Consider the following 21,376-nt stretch of genomic DNA (forward strand, 5'->3'; position numbering starts at 1 on the left):
AGTAATGTTATTAACCCATGACCTCTGATAATTTAACTTTTCGATCCTCATTAATGGAACGAGTACAAGCATCAGCAGACGCAATTGCTTCCAACGCTGCTTCTCCGGTTAATAGTTTTTCAAATTCTTTTGATACAGGAGCACCATTCATTATATCATGAAGATATTTCATTTCTTTATCAATAACAGAAGATAGCCATAATGGAGTTCGTTTCCCTGGTTTACCATAAGCAATGGCACCATCCATCTCAGTGCTATGATAAATTCTTGTACGGTCATCATCCTCTTCCTGAGATTCATGGATTAAGAAATAAGTTTCTTTTCCGTCTACTTTCAGAGTACCTTTACAATTAAATAGATCTAATTTTATAGCACCTTTCGTTCCCTGAATCAGAACATAGTGTTCTCCCCAACGATAGGCAGAGCCCCATTCAAGCAAAGCAAATCGCTTACCAGGGAATTCCATATTGACAAAAATCATATCATCTTCATCACCAAAGTTTTCCCCTTGGTGAGCAACATTTCCGCCTGTCATCGTAACTGTTTCAGGAATACCTCCCATTAAAAATTGAACGCAATCCAACTCATGAATATGGTGGTAAAGATGTCCTCCTGATTTTTCACGAATTTTTTTCCATGAAATGGATGGTTGTTGTTCTTCCCAGCCATTTCTAGCTGTATGACAGTACAAAACATCTCCAATAACTCCTTGGTTGATCAATTCTTTAGCATGATGAACACCATTAAAGAAATTCATAATATGACCAGCCATGAAAATCACACCATTTTCTTTACATGTTTCTACCATCTCTTTACAATCTTCATATGATAGGGCAATCGGTTTTTCACAAAAAACATTTTTTCCATTCTGAGCAGCTTTAATAACGGGTTCTTTATGTAGATTATTAGGAGAAGCAACAATCACACAGTCCACATCATCACTTTGAACCAATTCATCGAGTGATGAAGCCACTCGGGCTCCTAATTCTTCTGCTACAGCTTCTGCATTTTCTGGATCATACACAACTGTAATTACTGCACCGTCATTTTCTTTCATATATCTTGCCAATTCAGCACCAAAGTATCCTGTGCCAACAACACCATAATTTACAACCATTGTTTTTCTCCTATTTCTATTTTTACTATTTTACAGATCCTTCAGAAAGACCACTTGCGATTTTATTTTGGATAATTGAGAAGAAGATAATTGAAGGCAATACTACAATTACGGATGCCGCCATCATATCTCCCCAATCCAGTATTTCCGAACCATTTAATGAACGCAAAGCCACTGCAACAGTCATCTTACTTGTATCATTGATCAGGATCAATGCATAAAGAAATTCATTCCAGGCATTGATAAAGGTATATATCGCTGTAGCAACAATTCCTGGTGCTACAATTGGTAATACCACTTTATAGAAGGTGACAAATTTATTCGCACCATCTATTTTTGCTGCTTCCTCGATTCCAATTGGAACTGTTTGAAAGAACCCTACTAACAACCACACTGCATAAGGAACACTAAATGAAAGATAAACAATCATTAAACCAATTAAACTATTGGTCAATCCAACTTTTGCAATGGCGATCGAATAAGGAATTGCCAATAAAATCGGAGGGAAGATATAGGTAATTACAAGCAACCGGGACATAATCGCCCCTAATTTTGGAAAGAATCGAACAATACCATAAGCAGCCATTGCAGAAATGATAATAGCGATAACTGTTGTCGTTAATGCGATTAACAGGCTATTTTTTATATTATTTATAAAATGTAAATCATTAATGACATGCGTAAAATAATCTAGAGTAAACTGTTTAGGCCAAAATCTTGTTGGAAATTGGGTTAATTCTCCTTTTCCTTTCACAGAAGATAGGAGGATCCAAACTAAAGGAAAAATTGCGATAATAGTTGAAATAACTAAAACAACATGTGACCCAATATCAAGGAGTACATTTGTTCTTCTCTTCATCATTTTCTACCCTCCTTCTCCCATTTACTAATTACTCCAAAGTAAATGAAACATACTGCCAATAAGAAAATAAATAGCAAGACTGTTACCGCTGAGGCACGCCCAAGGAGTTTTGTTCCCCATCCGAGATTATATGCAAATATTGGCAATGTTGTTGTTGCGTTTGAAGGGCCTCCGCCTGTAATCAGATAGATAATATCAAAGTTATTAAAGATCCATACTGTTCTAAGTACAACAAGTAATCCGACTACTACTTTAATATGAGGTAAAATTACAAATCGAAAAACTTGCCAACTGGAGGCTCCATCAATCCTAGCCGCTTCAAACTGTTCCTCCGGAACCGTTTGTAAGGCAGATAGAACATTGACCATGATCATAGGGGCACCAAACCAAATATTAATAAACACTAAACAGATGAAAGCCCACGTACTTTCTGTCAAAAATCCAGGGACGTGATTCATCAGTCCTAATTTCACAATCAAGTTAGGTAGATAACCATATACTCCATTTAAGATCCATTGCCAAGAAAAGGCAATGACAATAGTTGGGAACGCCCAAGGAACAATCAACAATGTCCTATATAACTTCTTAAAACGTCTAACTCTATGCAATGCAAGTGCTAATACAAAACCAACAAGCACTTGTCCCACAAGAGAAAAGACTGTCCATTTAAGGGAGTTGAAGAAGGCATTGTAGAAATTAGGATCCGATAAAACTGCTTTATAATTTGCTAATCCTACAAATTTATACCGCGGCATGATCAAATGTTTGTTTGTAAAGCTAAAATAAATGCTGGAGAAAAATGGGTAAACAAATAATAGTCCAACAATGATAATAGCAGGTAACACAAACACCCATCGAGTCAAATTTCTATTTTTGACCATATGCTTTTTCCTCTCTAAAAACAGAGGCTACATTATTGTAGCCTCTGCTATTATTATTTAACATCAACTGCTACAGTTTCGAATAAATCGTTCAATTGTTTTTCTGCATCCTTAGCAGCCTCCATTGGATCTTTACCATTTGTAATAATATCTTGGAACATTTGTTCAATGATATGTTGGTTTGTTAACATTCCAGCTTGAACACTTGGACCATTTTCATATCCAATAGCTGTACCTTTTTCTGCTGCTTTTGTAATAACTTCTTCTGCATGTTGGAATTTTTTGCGAACGTCATTATCTTTATAGGCTGGATCATCACTAATTCCTTTGATGGCAGGCAACATTCCAACAGGAGTTGAATCTAAGAAGCTAATATAATCTTTCTTTTCATACAAAGATTCTAAGAATGCTTTCGCTACTTCTGGATGTTTGGAATTCTTCCAAACTACCAATGGAATATTAGAAGTTTCAATACCATAATCTTTATCTGATTCTTTTACTTTTGGAATCGGATAGGCGTCAATTGCATCAATCAATTGAGGGCTATTTGCTTGAATACCACCTACATGGAAGCCTGAGTTAAAGTCAAAGGCTGTCTTTCCTTGATAGAACAAAGTAGCTTGCTGCAAGACATTAAAGTTCAATGAATCTTTAGGAGAAAATTCCTTGTACATCTTCACCCAATATTTAATTCCATCTTGGGCCAGCTTGCTTGTCAAGTTAGCTTTCAAATCTTTTGTCAACAGACTTCCGCCACCGCTTCGTACGTAGAAATTTAAGAAGCGTGTACCCATCAGGTCATTTGTCCCGAAAGGAACAGACAATCCATAAACTCCATTTTCTTTTAATTTTTTTGAAGCTTCATACAACTGGTCCCATGTTTTTGGAACTTCAATATTATATTGTTTCAATAAATCAGTGCGAACCCACATGACTTGAGCATGTGAATACAAAGGAACAGAATAAAAATTGCCATCAACCTTCGCTTCATCTAATGCTGTTTTATTAAATTTATCTTCTCCGATTTTCTTAACGGTATCATTCAATGGAACTAAGGCATCTGAATTTACCATTTCCATAACTTGGTTTGGCAAAGCTGTACTAATATCTGGAACATTGCCATTTGCTAATCCAGTCGTCCATTTTGTATAGAAGTCATTCCATGAAAATGTCTCAATCTTGATTTTAACTTTTGGATGCTTCTTCATGAACTCATCAGCTGATTTTTGAATACTTTCTAACCGAGGCCCCTGAGTAAATGAGTGCCACATTACAATTTCACCAGATAATTCTCCAGTTTTATTACTTCCTTCTGCATCATTTTTTGAAGATGAACATGCAGTGACAAACAATGCGAATAACGCGAGAACCAAAGCGAAAAGAATTTTCTTACTATTTTTCATTGTTTTCCTCTTTCTGTTTTAAATACAAAATATGTAATCAGCGCTTTGAAGACTTAACTTCTCCGAAAAAACTAACTATATTGCCTATCTCCTCCATTTTCTATTTAAGACATCTAATCAATCGCAATTTTGAATAAATATTTTCTGACTGTTTCTTCCTGACCTGAATAACCATTTGGTTGGTGAGGTTCACCAGGGAAGAAGACTGCAAAATTATGATAGCCCAAATGAAGTGGATAGAATTTCTCACAATGAACAAAGCCAATATCACTTGCTTCATCAAATGGAATAGCTTCATCTAGGATACGGGAACCGTAGCTAGAGAATTCATGCCCTTCAACTAATAAATGAAGGTCGGCATAACGGCGATGATGTTCAAAGCGATTATTTTCATCTTTGTTAAGGGTGTTTTCTTGAACAACGAGAAAGACCTTGTCACCGTCGATATCATATCTCCCTAGCTCAAAAGAATCTTTCCGGTGTTCATAGAGAAAATCAATCGCTTGATCCAGATTAGGATGAATCCCTTTGTACAATTTTATGTTTGTTAAATCATCAAATATCATCTATTTCTCCTTTAACACTAGATTTATGTTACAGAAAGTTAAGCAAATATGACTTCCTTCTTGAAATCTTCATCGTTATCCCTTCACTGAAACATTCTCATTAAATGAATTCGACTACTCTCTATTCGGTCTCCTCCTCCTTCAATCTACTGTTTTGTTTTCTCATTTTAAGGCTGCGACAAAGCGCTCGGTGATCTCTTTTGGTCGGGTAATGGCGCCGCCTACAACGATCCCACGAACCCCGAGATCATGGATTTTCTTGGCCTGATCAGGATAGTGGATCTTGCCTTCTGCGATGACATCCACTCCTGCTTGACAGAGGCTATGGATCAGTTCAAAATCTGGCCCATCAACCTTCGGACTGTAGTCCGTATAGCCCGAAAGGGTCGTTCCGACAAAGTCTACTCCCGCTTCGACTGCTGTCAATCCTTCTTCCAGAGTAGAGGTATCAGCCATCAAGAGTTGGTCTGGATATTTCTCTTTGACTTGATGGATAAAGTCACTAATCGAAAGACCATCATGACGGGGACGTTTGGTACAATCAAGAGCAATGACTGCGATATCCAAAGCTGCCAGCTCATCGACTTCTTTCATAGTAGCCGTGATAAAGGGTTCTTCAGGTGGGTAATCACGTTTGATAATCCCAATAATTGGTAACTTGGTCACTTCCTTGATTTCCTTGATATCCCGGACACTATTGGCTCGGATTCCGACAGCTCCACCCTGTTCAGCCGCTTTGACCAAGAGAGGAATGACTCCTCCTGCTTCTGTATAGAGCGGTTCATGAGGGAGAGCTTGACAAGAAACAATGATGCCGTCTTTGATTTGTTCAATCAGTTCATCTTTTGTAATCTTTGACATAACTCCTTCTCCTTTGATAATAAGGCAACTCGAGTACTTGTAAATTGATTATAATCTATTTTTAAAGCGCTTACAATATTAATCGTGCAATTGGATTATAGTTTCACATTTTAGGGAAAAATAAAAAGATCTCTGAAACTAGTTTCAGAGATCTAGGACATGGTGATTCCCTAAGCCATCTTTTGAGTCGCTTTTTCCTTTACAACAAATACAAAGCCGATAGAGCCGACGACGGCTCCAAGCAAGATCCAATAGACCATATCCGATGAAGTAATTGGGCCTGCCAAGAGACCTGCTAATAAAAAGAGATCGATATACAGTCTAGTATCGCGATAGAAGGTCCAATTGAAATGGTAGCTACCTTCTGGGTACTGCCGTGTCGATACAGACGGTTGAAAGACCTGCAACAGAATCAAAATCCCTACAAAAGCAAGATAAGCTAGGCTAACTACCGAAAGCGGAGCCTGCATCGTCATAACCACAGTTGCTAAAAGCAAGACCAAGAGCCAGAAATGGAAGTCCATCCAGAATTCACGATGATAACGAAAGCCTTTCATAAAATCACACCTTTCTCTTAATGTATTCGTTTTCTACACTTATATTATAAGACAAGGAATTTTTTTTGCAAGGAATCATCGGCTATTTGGGGTTGAAAATAGGACCAGAATATCTCTGGCCCTTCTAAAAAAACTATGAACAAAGAGTAACGAGCACATCATTCACTGATGTCATTTTCGATAATAACCTTGAGTGCATTGTTTTCACCCGCATGTTTAAAGACATCATAGGCCTTTTCGACTTCTGAGAGTTTGAAGTGGTGAGTGATGAGTTTGGTCGCATCAATTTTGCCGGATTTTAAGACATTGAGCAACATTTCAGTGGTATTAGCATTGACAAGACCGGTGTTGAGGGTAATGTTCTTGATCCACAATTCATCCAAATTGAAACTAACTGGTTTTCCGTGAACACCGACATTGGCAATATGACCGCCGACAGAGATGACGTTTTGGCAGACATCAAAGGTCGCAGGATAACCCACACATTCCATTGAAATATCGACACCACGACCATCCGTCACTTCATTGATAAAGGCCTTGATTTCCGCAATATCGCTGGAGCAAATGGTATGCGTAGCTCCAAATTTCTTGGCTGCTTCAAGACGAGATTCGGACAAGTCCACCATGATAATGGTAGCTGGTGAGAAGAATTGAACGGTCAAAAGAGCCGCAAGGCCAATCGGACCAGCTCCAACGATACAGACATTGTCCCCTGGTTTCACATGAGATGGAAGCACCCCAATTTCATAAGACGTTGGGAGAATGTCTGAGAGCATGACCAAGGCTTCGTCATCCACAGTCTCAGGCGCATGATAAAGACTACCATCAGCATGTGGAATGTGGACATACTCTGCTTGGGTTCCGTTGATCAAGTGACCCAAAATCCAACCACCATCTTCACAGTGAGAAGGCAAACTACGTTTACAGTAGTAGCAGGTATTACAAGCTGTGACACAAGAGATGATAACCTTGTCGCCCACCTTGAAGTTATTCACTGCATCGCCGACTTCTTCGACGATCCCGATTCCTTCGTGGCCTAAAATTGTGCCTTCCTTACAAGCTGGCACATCACCTCCTAGGATGTGAAGGTCTGTCCCACAGATGGTTGTCTTCAAGACACGCACAATGGCATCCGTTGGATTTTTGATCACTGGTTTTGGTTGATCCAGCAGTTGCAGATTGCCTGCAGATACATAAGTTGCAGCTTTCATAAGCGACTCCTTTTCTTTGTTGGTTTGATAAAACCATTTTATTTTCGTTTCTTTGTGAATATTATAACATATTAAGTAAACGCTTACAAGATTTTATGAGCACATTTTTAAAAGTTTTTTGAGCAAACAAAAACATTCCTCTTATCTCTACCAGAGGAATGTTTCAATCACCTTGTTCTAATTGTTGGCGCTGCTTATAGTACTCTTGCTGCTCGCGCTCACGTTCTTCTTCTAAACGCTCTTCATAGCGCTTGAGTTCTGCCTCAAACTCTTCTTGCAAGGCAAATAAACGCTCCAAGCCACTTTGAGCCTCCGCACTTGGGGCTTGAAAATGCAGGGCACTCAGCCAGTCTACTAAATTTTCTGTATGTTGGCGGACATCCATACGCATATCCGCATAATCCCACTCCAACTCGCTAAGTTTCTGGTTGAAGCGGTAATGTCGATCTTCTAGTTGTTCTAATTCACTATTTCCTGAATGGTACATCACATACCTCCTTTAATCGGACTCAATAAAATCGGCTTTTTCACTGATTTCAGTGCTGCTTCTGCCGCGTCCGCTGCTCCTCCTGTAAATCCATCTTTCAAATCATTAACTAGAGTTGTTGTAGCAAAAGAGCGCATTTTTTCGGATTGACCGGCCAAGGTCACCTGCAAACTCATCCCTTCCAACATCATCAAGGCCTTTTGCGTTGCAATCAAACTTCGGATCGCAATCCGCTCTTGCTCCTTTTTAATCTCTCGATGGAGCTCCTCAATTCGTTCTCTGTCCTCTCCCAGGATCTCTAACATCTTTTTCTCCTACTTATGAAAATCAAAGGCCGCTGCTTGTCCCTTATCCAAGTCCACCAATTGGGCTGATGCAGCCTCCAGTTGGCCTGCCAGATCTGACAGACGTGTCGAGTAGGCCTTTGCTTGGGCCAGGTTTTCCGCCTCGACCGCTTGGTCCCAGCAAGTATCCATGGAGAACTCTCCTAATAGTTGCTCCACTTCTGCATCTGTTAAAAATTGAGCCATACTGTGGGCCATTTGTGACACCTCAGCAACCTTATGGGAAACCGTCTCCTTGGCCACTTCTAGCTGATCTTTGAGCTCGGCCTCAAAGACCGTCGCTTGCGCTGAAGCATTCTGCGCTACTGCCAGTACCAATTCCTCTCGCAATTGAATGGTCTGGGTACCAGATGCTCCTGCCAATTGCTGATGGAGACTCGGAATGCTGGGCCTTTCCTGCCCATACATGGAGACCACCGAAGCAGATGATGGCTGATTTTCTGAAGCGGACGTTGCCCGATCTCGTTGGGGCATTTCAATAATTTTCTGTGCCTGATCTTGCACTTCACCTTCTAACTCCATTTGAGATGGCCTCCTTTCTTGGATTTGTTTTTTCGTTTCCTATAACTGAAAAAGGATCCTAACCCTTCAGCTACAAGCAGATTCACATACTATAGGGTATCATAAATTAGCCCGTAATGCTATAAAAATAACACAATTTCTGAAAAAAAGTCTAATTTTTATGAAAAAATGGTTCGGAGGTCTGAAAAGCAAAAAAAAGACAGGCAATCCCTCAGCTCCCTTTTTTCGATTGAAACCTGAAAAGGCCATCAAAAACCCCCGCTCTTTTGAGCGAGGGATGGCTGATAAACATCAGTTGTTCCTTGGCGTCTTATTTACGACGTCCTGGGCGTTCCTTGTAACCATAGTAAGCATCTTCGATGATTTCTTGCATATGGTCTACCATTGGAAGACGTGGGTTAGCTGGTGAACATTGATCTTCGTAAGCAAGGAAGGCCAATTCACGAGAATGTTTCTTCCATTCTTTTTCATCGATGCCTTGTGCTTTGAAGTTCATTTCGATACCACAGCGTTCACCAAGTTCGTACACAGCTTTTGCGTAAGCTTCAACGGCTTCTTCTGGTGTAGAGCATGGAAGTCCTAGCATACGAGCGATATCTTGGTATTTTTCATCTGCACGGTAGTAGTTGTACTTAGGCCATGTAGCTGTCTTAGCCGGGCGTGTACCGTTGTAACGGATAACGTATGGAAGCAAGATCGCATTGGTCCGTCCGTGAATTGTGTGGAATTGCGCACCAATCTTGTGGGCCATTGAGTGAGAAATACCGAGGAAAGCATTGGCGAAGGCCATACCTGCAATAGTTGACGCATTGTGCATCTTTTCGCGTGAATGGAAGTCCGCGTTCTTCACTGAGCTTTCCAAGTTTTCAAAGACAAGTTTAATAGCTTGAAGGGCAAGACCATCTGTGAAGTCGCTAGCCATTTGTGATACGTAAGCTTCTGTCGCGTGCGTCAAGACGTCCATACCAGTGTCTGCTGCAACAGATCCTGGAACAGTCAATACCAAGGCAGGGTCTACGATGGCAACGGTTGGAGTCAATGAGTAGTCTGCGATTGGGTATTTACGGTTGTTTGCTTTATCAGAGATAACGGCAAATGGTGTTACTTCAGATCCTGTACCAGATGTTGTTGGGATGGCGATGAATTTCGTCTTCTTACCAAGTAATGGGAATTTGAAGGCACGTTTACGGATATCCATGAATTTTTGAACCAAGTCACGGAAGTCCACTTCTGGTTGCTCGTAGAAGAGCCACATTACTTTGGCCGCATCCATTGGAGATCCTCCACCGAGAGCGACGATGGTATCTGGTTTGAAGGCACGCATGATCTCTGTACCACGTTCAACGGTTGTGATATCTGGATCTGGTTCTACGTCTGCAAAGATTTGGTAAACCACCTTGTTGCGACGAAGGTCAAGCTGTTCGATGATGCGATCAAGGAAACCAAGCTCTACCATAGCGTGGTCTGTAACGATCATGACACGTTCAACGTCACGACATTTTTGTAGGTATTCAATTGAATCACGTTCAAAGTATGTTTTTGAAGGTAGTTTCATCCATTGCATGTTATTTCTCCGGCGTCCGACTTTTTTAATATTCAAGAGGTTGATGGCACTAACGTTGTCCCCAACAGAGTTGCGTCCGTAAGAACCACATCCAAGTGTCAATGATGGCAAGAAGGCATTGTAAACATCCCCGATACCACCGAAAGTCGAAGGAGAGTTGCAGATGACACGAATGGCTTTAACTGCTTTACCAAATTCTTTGGTCAATTCTTCATCAGCAGTATGGATGGCTGCTGAGTGACCAAGACCGTTGAATTCAACCATTTGGCGAGCTTTGTTAATTCCGTCTTCACGGCTTTCAGATTTCAAGACTGCAATGACTGGTGACAATTTTTCACGAGTCAAAGGCTCTTTTTCACCAACTTCTTTACATTCTGCAGCAAGGATATTGGTTCCTTCTGGTACAGAGAAGCCAGCTTGTTCAGCGATCCATGCTGCTGGTTTTCCAACGATGTCCGCATTCAATTTTGCACCCGCACAGTTCTTGCTGTTCGCTTTCACACCGAAGCAGAACTCTTCAAGAAGGGCTTTTTCTTTTTTGTTGACAAAGTAAGTGTGGTAAGATTTGAATTCTTCTACAAACTCATCGTAGATTTCTTTATCGATGATGACCGCTTGTTCAGATGCACAAACCATTCCGTTGTCAAATGACTTAGACATGACGATATCGTGGGCTGCTTGGCGGATGTTGGCTGATTTTTCAACATAAGCAGGCACGTTTCCGGCACCAACCCCAAGAGCTGGTTTTCCACAAGAATAAGCTGCTTTCACCATGGCGTTCCCACCAGTCGCAAGGATCGTAGCAACTCCCTCGTGGTTCATCAGTGCACTCGTTGCTTCCATAGAAGGTTGAGTAATCCATTGCACACAGTTCTCAGGCGCTCCAGCTGCAATTGCCGCATCGCGTACGATTTGTGCTGCATGAGCTGATGATTCTTGAGCGGATGGGTGGAAGGCAAAGACGATAGGGTTCCGTGTCTTCAAGGAAATCAAAGCTTTAAAGATTGCTGTTGAAGTTGGGTTTGTTGTAGGAGTGATCCCGCAGACAACTCCGACGGGCTCAGCAATAAGAGTCAAACCAGTGACGTCATCTTCTGAAATGACACCAACTGTCTTGGTGTGACGCATGTTGTTTACAACGTGCTCACAAGCGAACAAGTTCTTCGTCGCCTTGTCTTCGAAGACTCCACGACCAGTTTCTTCATATGCATGAAGAGCAAGCTCACCGTGTGCGTCAAGAGCAGCTACAGATGCTTTCGCAACGATGTAGTCTACTTGTTCCTGATTCAATTTGCGCATTTCTTCAAGCGCTACGAGCGCTTTTTGCACCAACTCGTCTACGTGTTTTTCAGCAGCGAGTTTCTTTTCTTCAGGTGAGAGAGTTTTTTTATCAGCCATTTGATGCTTTCCTCCAATGTTTGAAACCCTTATCCTTTTCCGGAACTTTTTCTTGTTTTCAGAAACTTTCAAGAATAGTGTAAGAAATTTCGATTTGTTAATTATTTCACAATATAATTGTACTCTATTTTGAGTTTTTTGTAAACACTTCCAAGCAACTTTCACAAAGATTTTTTTGAAATTTGTGAAAGTTTTATCAATTTGATTGCTGTAAAAGCAATTCTTTAGCAAAATTGTGAAAAAATAATTTAAAAAATTTTTTCTTCACAAAGTGATGTTTTCAATTGATTTATGTAAGCGTTTTCTTAATCTTACTAAAAAAAGCAGCTTTTTACAAGTAAAAAGTTGCTTTTTGTTTTATTTTGTTAGGATTTGTTTTGTTTCAGTTTCAGAGAAGCATTTTTACTTCTTGACTGGACCTTTTTCAGCCTTGTCAAGAGCTTCTTTGACTGTTTGAGCATAGAGTTCTCCACCATTGGTTTCCATATTGAAGTGAACGGAGTCTGTTCCCACCCAAATATTTGGATTTTCAATTGCTACTTGGTACCAGTCCGCAATGGTGATAAAGTCGTATTTCTTGGCGAGTCCCAACTCATAAAGACGAGTTTGAACTGATTCACTGGACTGATCGTTGGCATATCGACCATCATATGGTGTCACAAGGATCAAGCGACGGCCTTTTGGAAGTTTTTCAACATACTGATCCAGCAACTCTTTGTAGTTGCTCACGGTATTGGTTCCTAGGGCAATGACCACATTTTTTAGGAGAACTTTATTGGAGATATCAGTCTCGAAGACCTTCATTCCATTTTCCAACTGACGGCTCACCACCGCATCAATCTGGATGCCAGGGATCGCTTTAGTCAGGTAGTCCTGCGCTCGCAAGTTAACGGAATCACCGATCATGGTCACACCATTTGAGACGTTATAGTCTGTTGCAGTCGCATTGTCCACCTGCGTCCGCGTAACCTGCATTTTGCTATCTGCTTGATTGAGCCCACTCACAACCAAACTCTCATCAAAAGCTCCGACTGTTGGTGCAAAGGCAGAGATTCCGATCATCAAGAGAGCCAGTGGAATCATGAGGTAAAAGATCGGCTTGGTCAAAAAACTCAGATCCATCTTCATACCAAAGACACGAGGCTCCTTGCCTGCAATGGTTGGCTCCAAAATATAGAAGGAAAGAGCCGTTAGAATCAAGGAAACAATCGTCGTCACAAGGGCTGCCATCATATTTCCCAAGTGTTGAGAAAAGATGATAAAGAAAGGCCAGTGGAAAAGATAGACACCATAACTGGTATCTGCCAAGAAATTGAGGATGGCTGGTTCCTTTTTATCTGGTGTCTTTTCATGGAGAATACGGGCCGACAGAATCATGGCACAAGCTGCGATTGTCGCTGCTAAAAAGCCAAACAGATAGGTCCACAAGCTATCAAATGGCAAGAAAAGACTGAGCACAAACAAGAAGGCAAAGCTTCCACCCAAGACCGACAAAGTCTTTTTCATACTCCAAGACTGCACCAGCTTTGTAAAGTTCGGGCTGACATTAGCAATCCCTGTTACCGTTGCTAGGCACGATCCCGCAAAGAAGGGGAAGATGTGAGTGAAACTAGAGAAATAGATAGTGGAGAAATTAGCTGTCAGAAAGGCGCGGATGAACATGGACAAGAAGGTAAAGAGAAAGAGCCCGCTGGATGCTAAAAAGAGCATACCTCGGTATTTTCCAACCGTCTTGGCCCGCTTAGCCAAGAACCATGCCAGAAGCGCCCATAGTACATAGTAATGCACTTCTAGGGCCAAACTCCAGGTATGAAGAAAGAGATGCGGAATGAAGTTGCTTTCGTAGCTACCACCAGTTGCCATCTCAAAGAAATTGGTCACAAAACCAAAGACCGCCGCAATCTGTGTCCCAATACCAGCCACGTAGTCCCGTTGCACCATAAAGGTAAAGGGCATCACGACCAAGACCATAAAGACAAGGGGCGGTACGATCCGGTAAAAGCGCCGTTTCAAGAAAGACAAGTAGTCGATTCCTTGCTTGCGCGCAAATTCATCGATCAAGAGCGCTGTAATCAAAAATCCTGAGAAGGTGAAGAAAATATCTACCCCAATGAAGCCTCCAGGAAAGGCTTTTTGGAAGAAATGGTAAAGCAATACCAATAAGAGTCCTGTAACACGGACGAGTGAAAACCATTTAATGCGCATTTTGATAAATCCCCTGCTTGAATGTTCCTTTGTATACGACGTTGGCTTCTGTGGTTAAGGTGCCTTTGCCCTCTGGCTGACCATTGACAAACTGCCCTTCATAGGTCCAACCAGCCTTGGACTTAAACTTACCATAACCACTAAAGGAGCCATTGACGAGGTTGCCTGTATAGGTATCGCCGTTTTTAAAGGTGACGGTTCCCTTGCCATTCATCTTGCCACGGACTAGACTTCCGTCGTAACGGATCGCCCCCTTGTCCAAGGTCAAGACACCCTGACCTGGAATGGCCGAAAAGAAAACCATTAAAGCAGATAAGACAATCACTACTAATGCTGCTATTTCTAAATTTTTTCGCGTCAGATAGACCTTATAAGTCTCATAAAATTCTTTCATATTCTGTATTCTCTCACATCTCAAACTCTTAAGAAGTTGCTAGCTGATCCAACCAGGCCTTACAGCCAGTCAGAACTCTAGAATAGGTCTCCTCAAAATCACCCGTATACCATGGATCTGGCACACTTTCAGTAGCAAAAAGATGAACCTTGTGCTCTGTCCCTGCAGGAGCCATTTGCTTCAAATCTGCCACATTATTTTCGTCCATCCCTAGGATCAAATCAAAGTTGTAAAAATCCTCTTCTTTGATCTGTAAAGAAGTCTTGGCTGGATCATACGGGACCTGGTGTTGTTGAAAGATTTTCTGGGTTCCCCGGTGGATGGGATTCCCATGTTCCCAGCTAGAGGTGGCCCGACTTTCAATCTCATACTGATCCGTCAAGTCCTTCATGACAAACTCCGCCATAGGGCTCCGACAAATATTTCCTAAGCAGACAAAGACGATTTTTTTCATGATTCCACCTAACTCCTTGTTCGGACTACCCAACCTAGCTGATCTCTTCGCTTTCCACTATGGAAAACCAGCATACTATTACTATTATAACAAAAATGTGACAGAAAGATGACAAAGGGGCTCTATCATTTTAAAGAAAAATCAGATTCCCTTTTCAAATCTGATTTTTTTCTCTATTTTGGAAAACGAACCTCTAATTGAGGCCATTTGGTCTGCCAATTCTTCTTTTTCATCCGCTCTGTATAAACCACCAAGCGCTCTGGACTGGCTAAAAAATGTGGAGTCGGCTCAACGATAAAGTCTTCGATATTCCTTGTCCCATAAGGGAGAAAGAGCTCTAGCTGATCGTCTTTCCTTAAGCGAACTGCAAGAGCCGTACACTGCTCGGGGTATTTGGAAACAGCATCGCAAGAACTAGTGTAGGGAGCTGTCCCCGGGCTATGTTGGTGCATGTAGACTTGGTTTTTGACTTCCCAAGCGTACTGAGGATAGATCCTCTTTAATTCCTGCTCAATCTGCTGCGTCTCCTCATAGCTGATCGCAGGGTCATAAAAGACCAGATCCATATCGGTTGTCGCGTCAAACCCAGGTCTTCCAGAGAGCTGGTTCCAGATGAAATTTCGCACCGCACCCGCTGCAAGCCAGGCATCTGCCAAGCCTAGATCTCGAATAATAGTCAAGACGGCCATCATCTCTTGATCCGCTTGGATCTGTTCTACTATCGCTTCTTCCGTCAGCATCTTCTTCTAGTCTCCATTGTAGGGATAACCCAGGTGTTCATAGGCCTTGCGAGTCGCCACGCGCCCTGTCCGGGTCCGCATGATAAAGCCTTTCTGAATTAAGTAAGGCTCATACATATCTTCTACGGTCTCCCTCTCTTCGGCAATATTGACTGATAGAGTCCCAAGGCCGACCGGGCCACCGCCGTACATCTCAATCATGGTACGTAGGATCTTTTGATCGACATAGTCCAGTCCTTCATGGTCCACATCTAGCATAGAGAGGGCCTTGTCAGTAATGGTATCGTCAATCAAGCCATCGCCCATAATCTGAGCAAAATCGCGCACTCGTTTAAGCAACCGGTTGGCAATCCGAGGGGTCCCACGACTACGAAGAGAAAGCTCTTCGGCAGCTTCGTGGGTAATCTCCATCTCAAAGATCTCGGCGGTCCGCTCGACAATCTCTGTCAAATCATCTTGCTCATAGTATTCCATGTGCCCCGTAATTCCAAAGCGAGCGCGCAAGGGATTGGACAGCATACCCGCTCGCGTCGTCGCCCCAATCAAAGTGAAGGGAGGAAGGTCCAGATGGACACTCCGGCTGGTCTCACCAGCACCAATCATGATATCGATGTAAAAATCTTCCATAGCACTGTAGAGCACTTCTTCAACTGACATGGGAAGACGGTGGATCTCATCGATAAAGAGAACATCCCCCGGCTCTAGATCATTGAGGATGGCTACCAAGTCACCAGCCTTTTCAATGACAGGGCCGGAAGTCTGCTTGAGATTGACACCCAGTTCATTGGCAATGACAAAAGCCATGGTGGTTTTCCCAAGGCCTGGAGGGCCAAAAAGAAGGACATGATCCAGCGCTTCATCCCGAAGCTTAGCCGCCTCAATAAAGATTTTTAGCTGGTCCTTGACCTTATCTTGACCGATATATTCATGTAAATATTGCGGGCGCAGCGTCCGTTCAACAGCCTCTTCATCGCCCATGATTTCATTGTCTAAAATTCTACTCATACAGTCTATTATAGCAAAAAATGATACCTTGGGTACCACAAATAGAATGTGTTTTTTAAAGATCCTAGTTTTCACTGCCATTCGTTAGAAAAAGTTGAAAGGTTGTACTTTCTTTTTATTTTACGGTCCCTTCTTCTTCATCTATCGCTTACAATTTCACTTTATAATTATTTCCTTTAATGATAAAATTAAAGCAACAACGTTTAGGAGGTAAATTTATGTTTACTAAAACAAAGAAGATCCTTTTCGGTTTCTTGGCATTCTTTGCAGTGCTCCTTATTGCGGGATGTCAACCTTCTCCATTGCAGTCTTCTAAAACAAATAAGTCTTCTCAAACAAATAAAGCTCCACAAGATCTTACAAAGGATCAACAAGGAACTTGGAAATGGTCTGACCAACAAATGACCATTCAGAAAGTATTCCTAGCTTCTAATATAAAAAAACTTGCCGCCGTACTAATGCTTGATGACTTCGATAAGGTTAAGATGACGATGACCATTAAAGATAAAAGCGTTGAATTGAAGTACCATTTTGATTACAGAGAACTGTATGAAGATCAAGCATTTGCAACAGGAGAGAACAAAGCAAATTATGAATCGTATTTAAAAAATAAAACTACTGAATTTAAGAATTATATTCCAAATTTGAAACATACAAAGATTACTCTTGACGAACCTAATTATGCCTATGATTACTCTCTAACTGGCGAAATCGATACGCAGAAACATACTATTACGTTTCCTGAAACACCTACATTTTTAAGTAGAATTGTTATGGGAACCACGTATAACTCGCTTGTACCCATTACTTATACTTACACCGTTGAAGGTAAGCAAATAACACTTTATGCTGAAGGTAAAGATGAACAAAGTCATTTTAGAGTAATGCGTCTTCGTTTCAACTACGTAGGAGACAATCATTAGAAGGAGTGATCAATCATGAACATTATGAAAAAAAGTTCCCTATGGATGTTTTCCCTTCTTGCTCTTCTATTTGTATCAGGATGTGGGCAAAAACAACAGAAACAACAGCAACAACAAACAACCGCTGAGACTACAACAGTTGCAGAAACTACCACAGTAGCACCGACCCCAGTCTCACTCGAAGGAGACTGGAAAGCTGTAGATTTTAGAGATACAGTGGAACGTACTTTCTTAATTTATTATGGTGATGCTAATAGTCGATTAAAGGTTACTGAAGCCTTCCAAGATATCGTTCCGACTCTAAAAATTACAGGAACAGATGTAACTTATTCTTATAGTGCTGATATGAACAAGTATATTGATTTTTATGCTGAACAGAATAAAGATAAATACCCTACAAAAGAAGAAGCTACTGCCATCCTTCTAGGCGTAAGAGAAAAGAAATTTGGAAGTTTTAAACATCAAACTGGAACGTTTGATAACGATACAAAAGTGTTAACTGCAACGTTAAATGATGGGGTTTTAAACGAGAATGCAAAAACGATCGTATTCCCTGAAGTTCCAAACATCTTTGGAGTTCTACCTCTTTATATTAATTCTACAGACGTACCAATTACTTATCACTACGAATTGAATGGTGATATCCTTACAATTTATGCCGAGAAAACGTACGATGAAACTGGTGCTCATCTTGTTTATCCAATGAAATTCAAGAAAGTTTCAGATCCTAAAACTAATTAAATAACTCCCTGCCCCTTGAGATTTTCTCAAGGGGCTTTTTTGTGTGCAAATAAATTAATTTAGGAGGCCTTGAGAATCTCATCTATTGGGGACTCTGCTACATACAATTTCCCCGTTTCTCATGTTGAATAATCGGTCAAGTTACAAAACGAAATTGCGATTCGTTTGAAAGCCCTTGCAAAACATTTATGTTGCACGTATAATATAAGCGTAATACAATAATTTATTTTAAGGAGGTTTAGCGATGATTAGACATTATAAAAAATTATTTTTAGCATTCGTTGCTCTGCTCTCAGTCTTCTTACTGGCTTCTTGTTCTCAAGAACAAAGCGGCTCTAAAAATGCCGCTAAAACAGAAACACCAAAAGTCGAAACGATTGATGGCGAATGGGAATTAGTCGATACTCTCGATGCTTTAACGGAATCCATCGGAGCCTATACCCTTCATGGAATCCACTTTGCACACTTGCTTGATTCTGTTAAAGACTTCAAAATGGATATGAAGATTGAAAACGATACGGCAACGATTAAATACGACTATAACATTGATAACTTTATTAAAGCTTTCTCCACTGTCACAACAGAAGCTAGAGGTAAGACTGAAGAAGAATTCAAAAAAGTCATGTATGACTCTCATGAAGGATTCGCAGGCGACTTTAAGAAATACAAAGTCAGCATGAATAAAGATACTGGCGTGTTTAGCTACGAAGCAACGGGTTCTATTGATCAAGGTGCCAAAACAATGACCTTTGATGAAGGACTTTCAGTAGCAAACTCATTCTTCTTCTCATTCGGTGAAAATCGCGTTTCGCCAAACACATATCACTACAAATTAAAAGACGACATGCTTTATGTCACGATTGACGGAAAAGCGAAGAAAGATAATCTTCCAGTTCACTATGAACTACACTTCAAACGTAAAGGAAGCACTACTCAAAAAGACCCCGTTCCAATTGAAGGAAAATGGCAAGCCATCGACTTCCGACCAGCTCTTGAACGTAGCTTAGCCTTTAAAGATTTTGACAATGATGATTCGGCTATCAAGCTGATCTATCCTGAGGCATGGAAAGATTTAAAACCAACGTTAAACATTACAGGTACATCTGTTGAATTCGACTATACTGTATCTCTAGCAGATGGTTTTGGAAGATTCTACGATTACTTAAAACAAAAAGATGCATCTAAAGTGACTCAAACGAAAGACGAATATATTAAAAATCAATTTACCAAATTATCAGTCAACCTACAGGATGGCGCTAAAGACTTGCCCAATACAACTTATGAATTTGATAGAGGTCATGCTAAAATTCATTCTGTATTGAAGAACGGTAAATTAGATACAGCAAACCAAACGATTATCTTCCCAGAAGCTATAAATATTGTGCAACTAGCAACCATGTCCATTGGACCTGTCGCTAAAGAAACTACGTATAAATACTCTATTGATGGAGATATTTTAACGTTGACGATTGAGCAACGCGATGGACAGAATAATCTAAATACGATTATCTCTGCAAAATTCAAAAAAGTGTCTGACGCCAAAACTAATTAGTCATTCCACTGCCCCTTGAGAAATTCTCAAGGGGCTTTTTTGTGTAAAGAAAAATAAGAGCTTACGCTCTGTTAAAATACTTCGTTACCTTTGATTCGGTTAGGAAGGAACGTAGTTTTCGCTCCGCTCAAACTGCATCAACGTACCTAAACTCGCTGATGCTCGTAAAAAATAAAGATCGTAGTTTTCGCTTCGCTCAAACTGCATCAATGTACCTAAGCTCGCTGATGCTCGTGAAAAATAAAGATCGTAGTTCTCACTACCGTTCGAACTGCGTCAATGTACCTAAGTTCGTCTGCGTCCCGATTGGACTTGACTCACTAAGGTACATAGAAAAGCCACCGGTTTTGGTGGCTCTTATAGGGAGATTATTATGAAAAAGTTTTAGGAGTTTTATCATTCAAAGTTAGGAGGTCTTTGATGATGGTATTAGTATACGATAGGAAGCTTAAACTTTCCTTATAGTTTTTCTAAATTTTTTTTGAGAAAAAGAGGAGGTCTCAAGCAAGAATTTCACATCCTTGTTTGGCCACTCCCCTTTCCTCTTTATTTCTTAGCGATGGCATGGTAGCTAGTCTTACTGGTAAAGACTTGACCTGCTCTCAGGATGACCTTTTCAGCCTGGTCACCGTGAATGGCATCTGGCACTGTTTGGAATTCTAGAGCCAAGCCATTGTGCTGAACCATTGGTTGGCCTTGGAGACGAACGGTTTCATCTACGAAATTGGCAGAATACACCACCAAGGCGGGAGCCTCTGACTTGAAGGTCAAGAAGCGTCCAGATGGTTGATGGTAGAAGAAGCCTGCATTTTCATGTCCATCTGGTAGAGCGAAAGGATGGTCCAATCCTTCTACCAGGCGGATTTGCGGATCAGAGTCCTTAAAAAGATCTTCCAAGAGCATAGCTTGATAGAGATGCTGGACAACCGGACTTTCTCTATCCACAGTGTGAAGAGGGACACCATCTGGGTGGATAGGGTAAAGCCCTTTATGATTGATCTGAAAGACATGGTCATTAATCGGCTGAGTGAAGTTGCCTGATAGGTTGAAATAGCTGTGGTTGGTCGGGTTAACCAAGGTGTCTTGATCCGTTTCTACCCGATAAGCAATCTCGAGTTCACCATCTTCCGTTAAACCATAGGTCACCCAGATCTTGAGATTTCCAGGGAAACCGCCTGTCCCATCCGCCCGTTCTGTATAGAGAGTGATTTCTTGGTCCGTTACCGACTCCACGCTAAACAAGGCGCTGTCCCAACCAGTCGACCCACTGTGGTTGCAGTTGGCACCGTTATTAACTTCCAAGTGATAGGTCTCTCCATTGAGTTCAAAACTGGCCCCCGCAATCCGGCCCGCTACTGGACCAATACTAGCCCCATATTTAGGGCTGTTGCCTACATAGTCCTCAAAGCGATCAAAGCCTAGGATAATATTAGCAAACCGGTCTTCTTTATCCGGTGTCACATATTCTAAGATCGTCGCCCCATAGGTCATGACAGATAATTGGTAGCCCTTATCATTTTCGAGGCGATAAGCACGAACTTCCTGATTCTGCCATTCCCCAAACACGCTTTCTTGATACTGTTTCACAA

21 protein-coding genes are annotated in these 21,376 nt (G+C 41.2%); 3 read left to right on the forward strand and 18 right to left on the reverse strand.

The features are described 5' to 3' along the window. Nucleotides 1-10: 10 nt before the first annotated feature. The 17 genes from ADI76_RS06665 to ruvB all read right to left on the reverse strand — a co-directional run bounded on the left by ADI76_RS06665 (nt 11) and on the right by ruvB (nt 16,571). Nucleotides 11-1,117, reverse strand: coding sequence for a Gfo/Idh/MocA family protein (locus tag ADI76_RS06665; RefSeq protein WP_049515264.1), 1,107 nt, complete (start codon nt 1,115-1,117; stop codon nt 11-13). Nucleotides 1,118-1,142: 25 nt separating this feature from the next. Beyond that, nucleotides 1,143-1,976: a carbohydrate ABC transporter permease gene (locus ADI76_RS06670; RefSeq protein ID WP_045760232.1), complete on the reverse strand. Its 834-nt coding sequence runs from the start codon at nt 1,974-1,976 to the stop codon at nt 1,143-1,145. After that, nucleotides 1,976-2,860 carry a carbohydrate ABC transporter permease gene (locus ADI76_RS06675; protein WP_023920083.1) on the reverse strand — a complete coding sequence of 295 codons (885 nt, stop codon included), beginning with the start codon at nt 2,858-2,860 and terminating at the stop codon, nt 1,976-1,978. Before ADI76_RS06675 ends, ADI76_RS06670 begins: the two co-directional genes overlap by 1 nt. A gap of 53 nt (nt 2,861-2,913) precedes the next feature. After that, entirely contained in the window at nt 2,914-4,263 is a 1,350-nt protein-coding gene (locus ADI76_RS06680) for an ABC transporter substrate-binding protein (RefSeq protein WP_023920080.1), read from the reverse strand. Between the two features lie 113 nt (nt 4,264-4,376). Further along, entirely contained in the window at nt 4,377-4,829 is a 453-nt protein-coding gene (locus ADI76_RS06685; protein WP_023920078.1) for a YhcH/YjgK/YiaL family protein, read from the reverse strand. A 162-nt stretch (nt 4,830-4,991) separates the two neighbouring features. Next, nucleotides 4,992-5,690, reverse strand: coding sequence for an N-acetylmannosamine-6-phosphate 2-epimerase (locus ADI76_RS06690; protein ID WP_009731987.1), 699 nt, complete (start codon nt 5,688-5,690; stop codon nt 4,992-4,994). 170 nt (nt 5,691-5,860) lie between these two features. Beyond that, nucleotides 5,861-6,247 carry a hypothetical protein gene (locus ADI76_RS06695; protein ID WP_049515266.1) on the reverse strand — a complete coding sequence of 129 codons (387 nt, stop codon included), beginning with the start codon at nt 6,245-6,247 and terminating at the stop codon, nt 5,861-5,863. Between the two features lie 158 nt (nt 6,248-6,405). Next, nucleotides 6,406-7,458, reverse strand: coding sequence for a zinc-dependent alcohol dehydrogenase family protein (locus ADI76_RS06700; RefSeq protein WP_049515268.1), 1,053 nt, complete (start codon nt 7,456-7,458; stop codon nt 6,406-6,408). Between the two features lie 163 nt (nt 7,459-7,621). Beyond that, a complete protein-coding gene (locus tag ADI76_RS06705; RefSeq protein WP_003009394.1) occupies nt 7,622-7,945 on the reverse strand; it encodes a hypothetical protein in 324 nt (107 codons plus the stop codon). Beyond that, nucleotides 7,945-8,250: a hypothetical protein gene (locus tag ADI76_RS06710; protein ID WP_049515270.1), complete on the reverse strand. Its 306-nt coding sequence runs from the start codon at nt 8,248-8,250 to the stop codon at nt 7,945-7,947. The genes ADI76_RS06705 and ADI76_RS06710 overlap by 1 nt, the downstream gene beginning before the upstream one ends. A gap of 9 nt (nt 8,251-8,259) precedes the next feature. After that, nucleotides 8,260-8,811, reverse strand: coding sequence for a hypothetical protein (locus tag ADI76_RS06715; protein ID WP_049492291.1), 552 nt, complete (start codon nt 8,809-8,811; stop codon nt 8,260-8,262). 310 nt (nt 8,812-9,121) lie between these two features. Continuing rightward, nucleotides 9,122-11,773: a bifunctional acetaldehyde-CoA/alcohol dehydrogenase gene (gene adhE / locus ADI76_RS06720; protein ID WP_049515273.1), complete on the reverse strand. Its 2,652-nt coding sequence runs from the start codon at nt 11,771-11,773 to the stop codon at nt 9,122-9,124. 402 nt (nt 11,774-12,175) lie between these two features. Then, nucleotides 12,176-13,978: an acyltransferase family protein gene (locus tag ADI76_RS06725; RefSeq protein ID WP_049515275.1), complete on the reverse strand. Its 1,803-nt coding sequence runs from the start codon at nt 13,976-13,978 to the stop codon at nt 12,176-12,178. Next, a complete protein-coding gene (locus ADI76_RS06730) occupies nt 13,968-14,372 on the reverse strand; it encodes a membrane protein (protein ID WP_049492303.1) in 405 nt (134 codons plus the stop codon). Before ADI76_RS06730 ends, ADI76_RS06725 begins: the two co-directional genes overlap by 11 nt. A gap of 28 nt (nt 14,373-14,400) precedes the next feature. Beyond that, nucleotides 14,401-14,826 (reverse strand): low molecular weight protein-tyrosine-phosphatase, encoded by a 426-nt coding sequence (locus ADI76_RS06735; RefSeq protein ID WP_049515277.1) that lies wholly within the window; start codon nt 14,824-14,826, stop codon nt 14,401-14,403. A 173-nt stretch (nt 14,827-14,999) separates the two neighbouring features. Next, nucleotides 15,000-15,566 (reverse strand): nucleotidyltransferase family protein, encoded by a 567-nt coding sequence (locus ADI76_RS06740; RefSeq protein WP_049515279.1) that lies wholly within the window; start codon nt 15,564-15,566, stop codon nt 15,000-15,002. Nucleotides 15,567-15,572: 6 nt separating this feature from the next. Next, complete coding sequence (gene ruvB / locus ADI76_RS06745; RefSeq protein WP_045760104.1) at nt 15,573-16,571, reverse strand: Holliday junction branch migration DNA helicase RuvB; 999 nt, start codon at nt 16,569-16,571, stop codon at nt 15,573-15,575. Nucleotides 16,572-16,789: 218 nt separating this feature from the next. Between ruvB and ADI76_RS06750 the strand changes: the two genes are divergently transcribed. From ADI76_RS06750 to ADI76_RS06760, 3 genes are all read left to right on the forward strand, one after another. Beyond that, a complete protein-coding gene (locus ADI76_RS06750) occupies nt 16,790-17,494 on the forward strand; it encodes a hypothetical protein (RefSeq protein ID WP_239683625.1) in 705 nt (234 codons plus the stop codon). 15 nt (nt 17,495-17,509) lie between these two features. Further along, nucleotides 17,510-18,235, forward strand: a complete 726-nt coding sequence (locus ADI76_RS06755) for a hypothetical protein (protein WP_049515284.1) — start codon at nt 17,510-17,512, stop codon at nt 18,233-18,235. 244 nt (nt 18,236-18,479) lie between these two features. Continuing rightward, nucleotides 18,480-19,787 (forward strand): hypothetical protein, encoded by a 1,308-nt coding sequence (locus ADI76_RS06760; RefSeq protein ID WP_049515287.1) that lies wholly within the window; start codon nt 18,480-18,482, stop codon nt 19,785-19,787. A gap of 546 nt (nt 19,788-20,333) precedes the next feature. Here ADI76_RS06760 and ADI76_RS06765 read toward each other — a convergent pair. Next, the gene (locus ADI76_RS06765; RefSeq protein ID WP_049515289.1) at nt 20,334-21,374 is read right to left on the reverse strand and encodes an aldose epimerase family protein; all 1,041 of its coding nucleotides are present in this window, start codon (nt 21,372-21,374) and stop codon (nt 20,334-20,336) included. Between the last annotated feature and the right edge of the window lie 2 nt (nt 21,375-21,376).

The sequence above is a fragment of the Streptococcus parasanguinis genome, from assembly GCF_001074805.1.
In the GTDB taxonomy this organism is placed as follows: domain Bacteria; phylum Bacillota; class Bacilli; order Lactobacillales; family Streptococcaceae; genus Streptococcus; species Streptococcus parasanguinis_A.

What these genes read in the sequence shown, in the direction of transcription:
- ADI76_RS06685 (WP_023920078.1), bottom strand. Translation starts at nt 4,829, where the DNA reads ATGATATTTGATGATTTAACAAACATAAAATTGTACAAAGGGATTCAT.
- ADI76_RS06710 (WP_049515270.1), bottom strand. Translation starts at nt 8,250, where the DNA reads ATGTTAGAGATCCTGGGAGAGGACAGAGAACGAATTGAGGAGCTCCAT.
- ruvB (WP_045760104.1), bottom strand. Translation starts at nt 16,571, where the DNA reads ATGAGTAGAATTTTAGACAATGAAATCATGGGCGATGAAGAGGCTGTT.
- ADI76_RS06675 (WP_023920083.1), bottom strand. Translation starts at nt 2,860, where the DNA reads ATGGTCAAAAATAGAAATTTGACTCGATGGGTGTTTGTGTTACCTGCT.
- ADI76_RS06665 (WP_049515264.1), bottom strand. Translation starts at nt 1,117, where the DNA reads ATGGTTGTAAATTATGGTGTTGTTGGCACAGGATACTTTGGTGCTGAA.
- adhE (WP_049515273.1), bottom strand. Translation starts at nt 11,773, where the DNA reads ATGGCTGATAAAAAAACTCTCTCACCTGAAGAAAAGAAACTCGCTGCT.
- ADI76_RS06690 (WP_009731987.1), bottom strand. Translation starts at nt 5,690, where the DNA reads ATGTCAAAGATTACAAAAGATGAACTGATTGAACAAATCAAAGACGGC.
- ADI76_RS06705 (WP_003009394.1), bottom strand. Translation starts at nt 7,945, where the DNA reads ATGTACCATTCAGGAAATAGTGAATTAGAACAACTAGAAGATCGACAT.
- ADI76_RS06750 (WP_239683625.1), top strand. Translation starts at nt 16,790, where the DNA reads ATGTTTACTAAAACAAAGAAGATCCTTTTCGGTTTCTTGGCATTCTTT.
- ADI76_RS06735 (WP_049515277.1), bottom strand. Translation starts at nt 14,826, where the DNA reads ATGAAAAAAATCGTCTTTGTCTGCTTAGGAAATATTTGTCGGAGCCCT.
- ADI76_RS06740 (WP_049515279.1), bottom strand. Translation starts at nt 15,566, where the DNA reads ATGCTGACGGAAGAAGCGATAGTAGAACAGATCCAAGCGGATCAAGAG.
- ADI76_RS06730 (WP_049492303.1), bottom strand. Translation starts at nt 14,372, where the DNA reads ATGAAAGAATTTTATGAGACTTATAAGGTCTATCTGACGCGAAAAAAT.
- ADI76_RS06725 (WP_049515275.1), bottom strand. Translation starts at nt 13,978, where the DNA reads ATGCGCATTAAATGGTTTTCACTCGTCCGTGTTACAGGACTCTTATTG.
- ADI76_RS06715 (WP_049492291.1), bottom strand. Translation starts at nt 8,811, where the DNA reads ATGGAGTTAGAAGGTGAAGTGCAAGATCAGGCACAGAAAATTATTGAA.
- ADI76_RS06680 (WP_023920080.1), bottom strand. Translation starts at nt 4,263, where the DNA reads ATGAAAAATAGTAAGAAAATTCTTTTCGCTTTGGTTCTCGCGTTATTC.
- ADI76_RS06700 (WP_049515268.1), bottom strand. Translation starts at nt 7,458, where the DNA reads ATGAAAGCTGCAACTTATGTATCTGCAGGCAATCTGCAACTGCTGGAT.
- ADI76_RS06695 (WP_049515266.1), bottom strand. Translation starts at nt 6,247, where the DNA reads ATGAAAGGCTTTCGTTATCATCGTGAATTCTGGATGGACTTCCATTTC.
- ADI76_RS06760 (WP_049515287.1), top strand. Translation starts at nt 18,480, where the DNA reads ATGATTAGACATTATAAAAAATTATTTTTAGCATTCGTTGCTCTGCTC.
- ADI76_RS06755 (WP_049515284.1), top strand. Translation starts at nt 17,510, where the DNA reads ATGAACATTATGAAAAAAAGTTCCCTATGGATGTTTTCCCTTCTTGCT.
- ADI76_RS06670 (WP_045760232.1), bottom strand. Translation starts at nt 1,976, where the DNA reads ATGAAGAGAAGAACAAATGTACTCCTTGATATTGGGTCACATGTTGTT.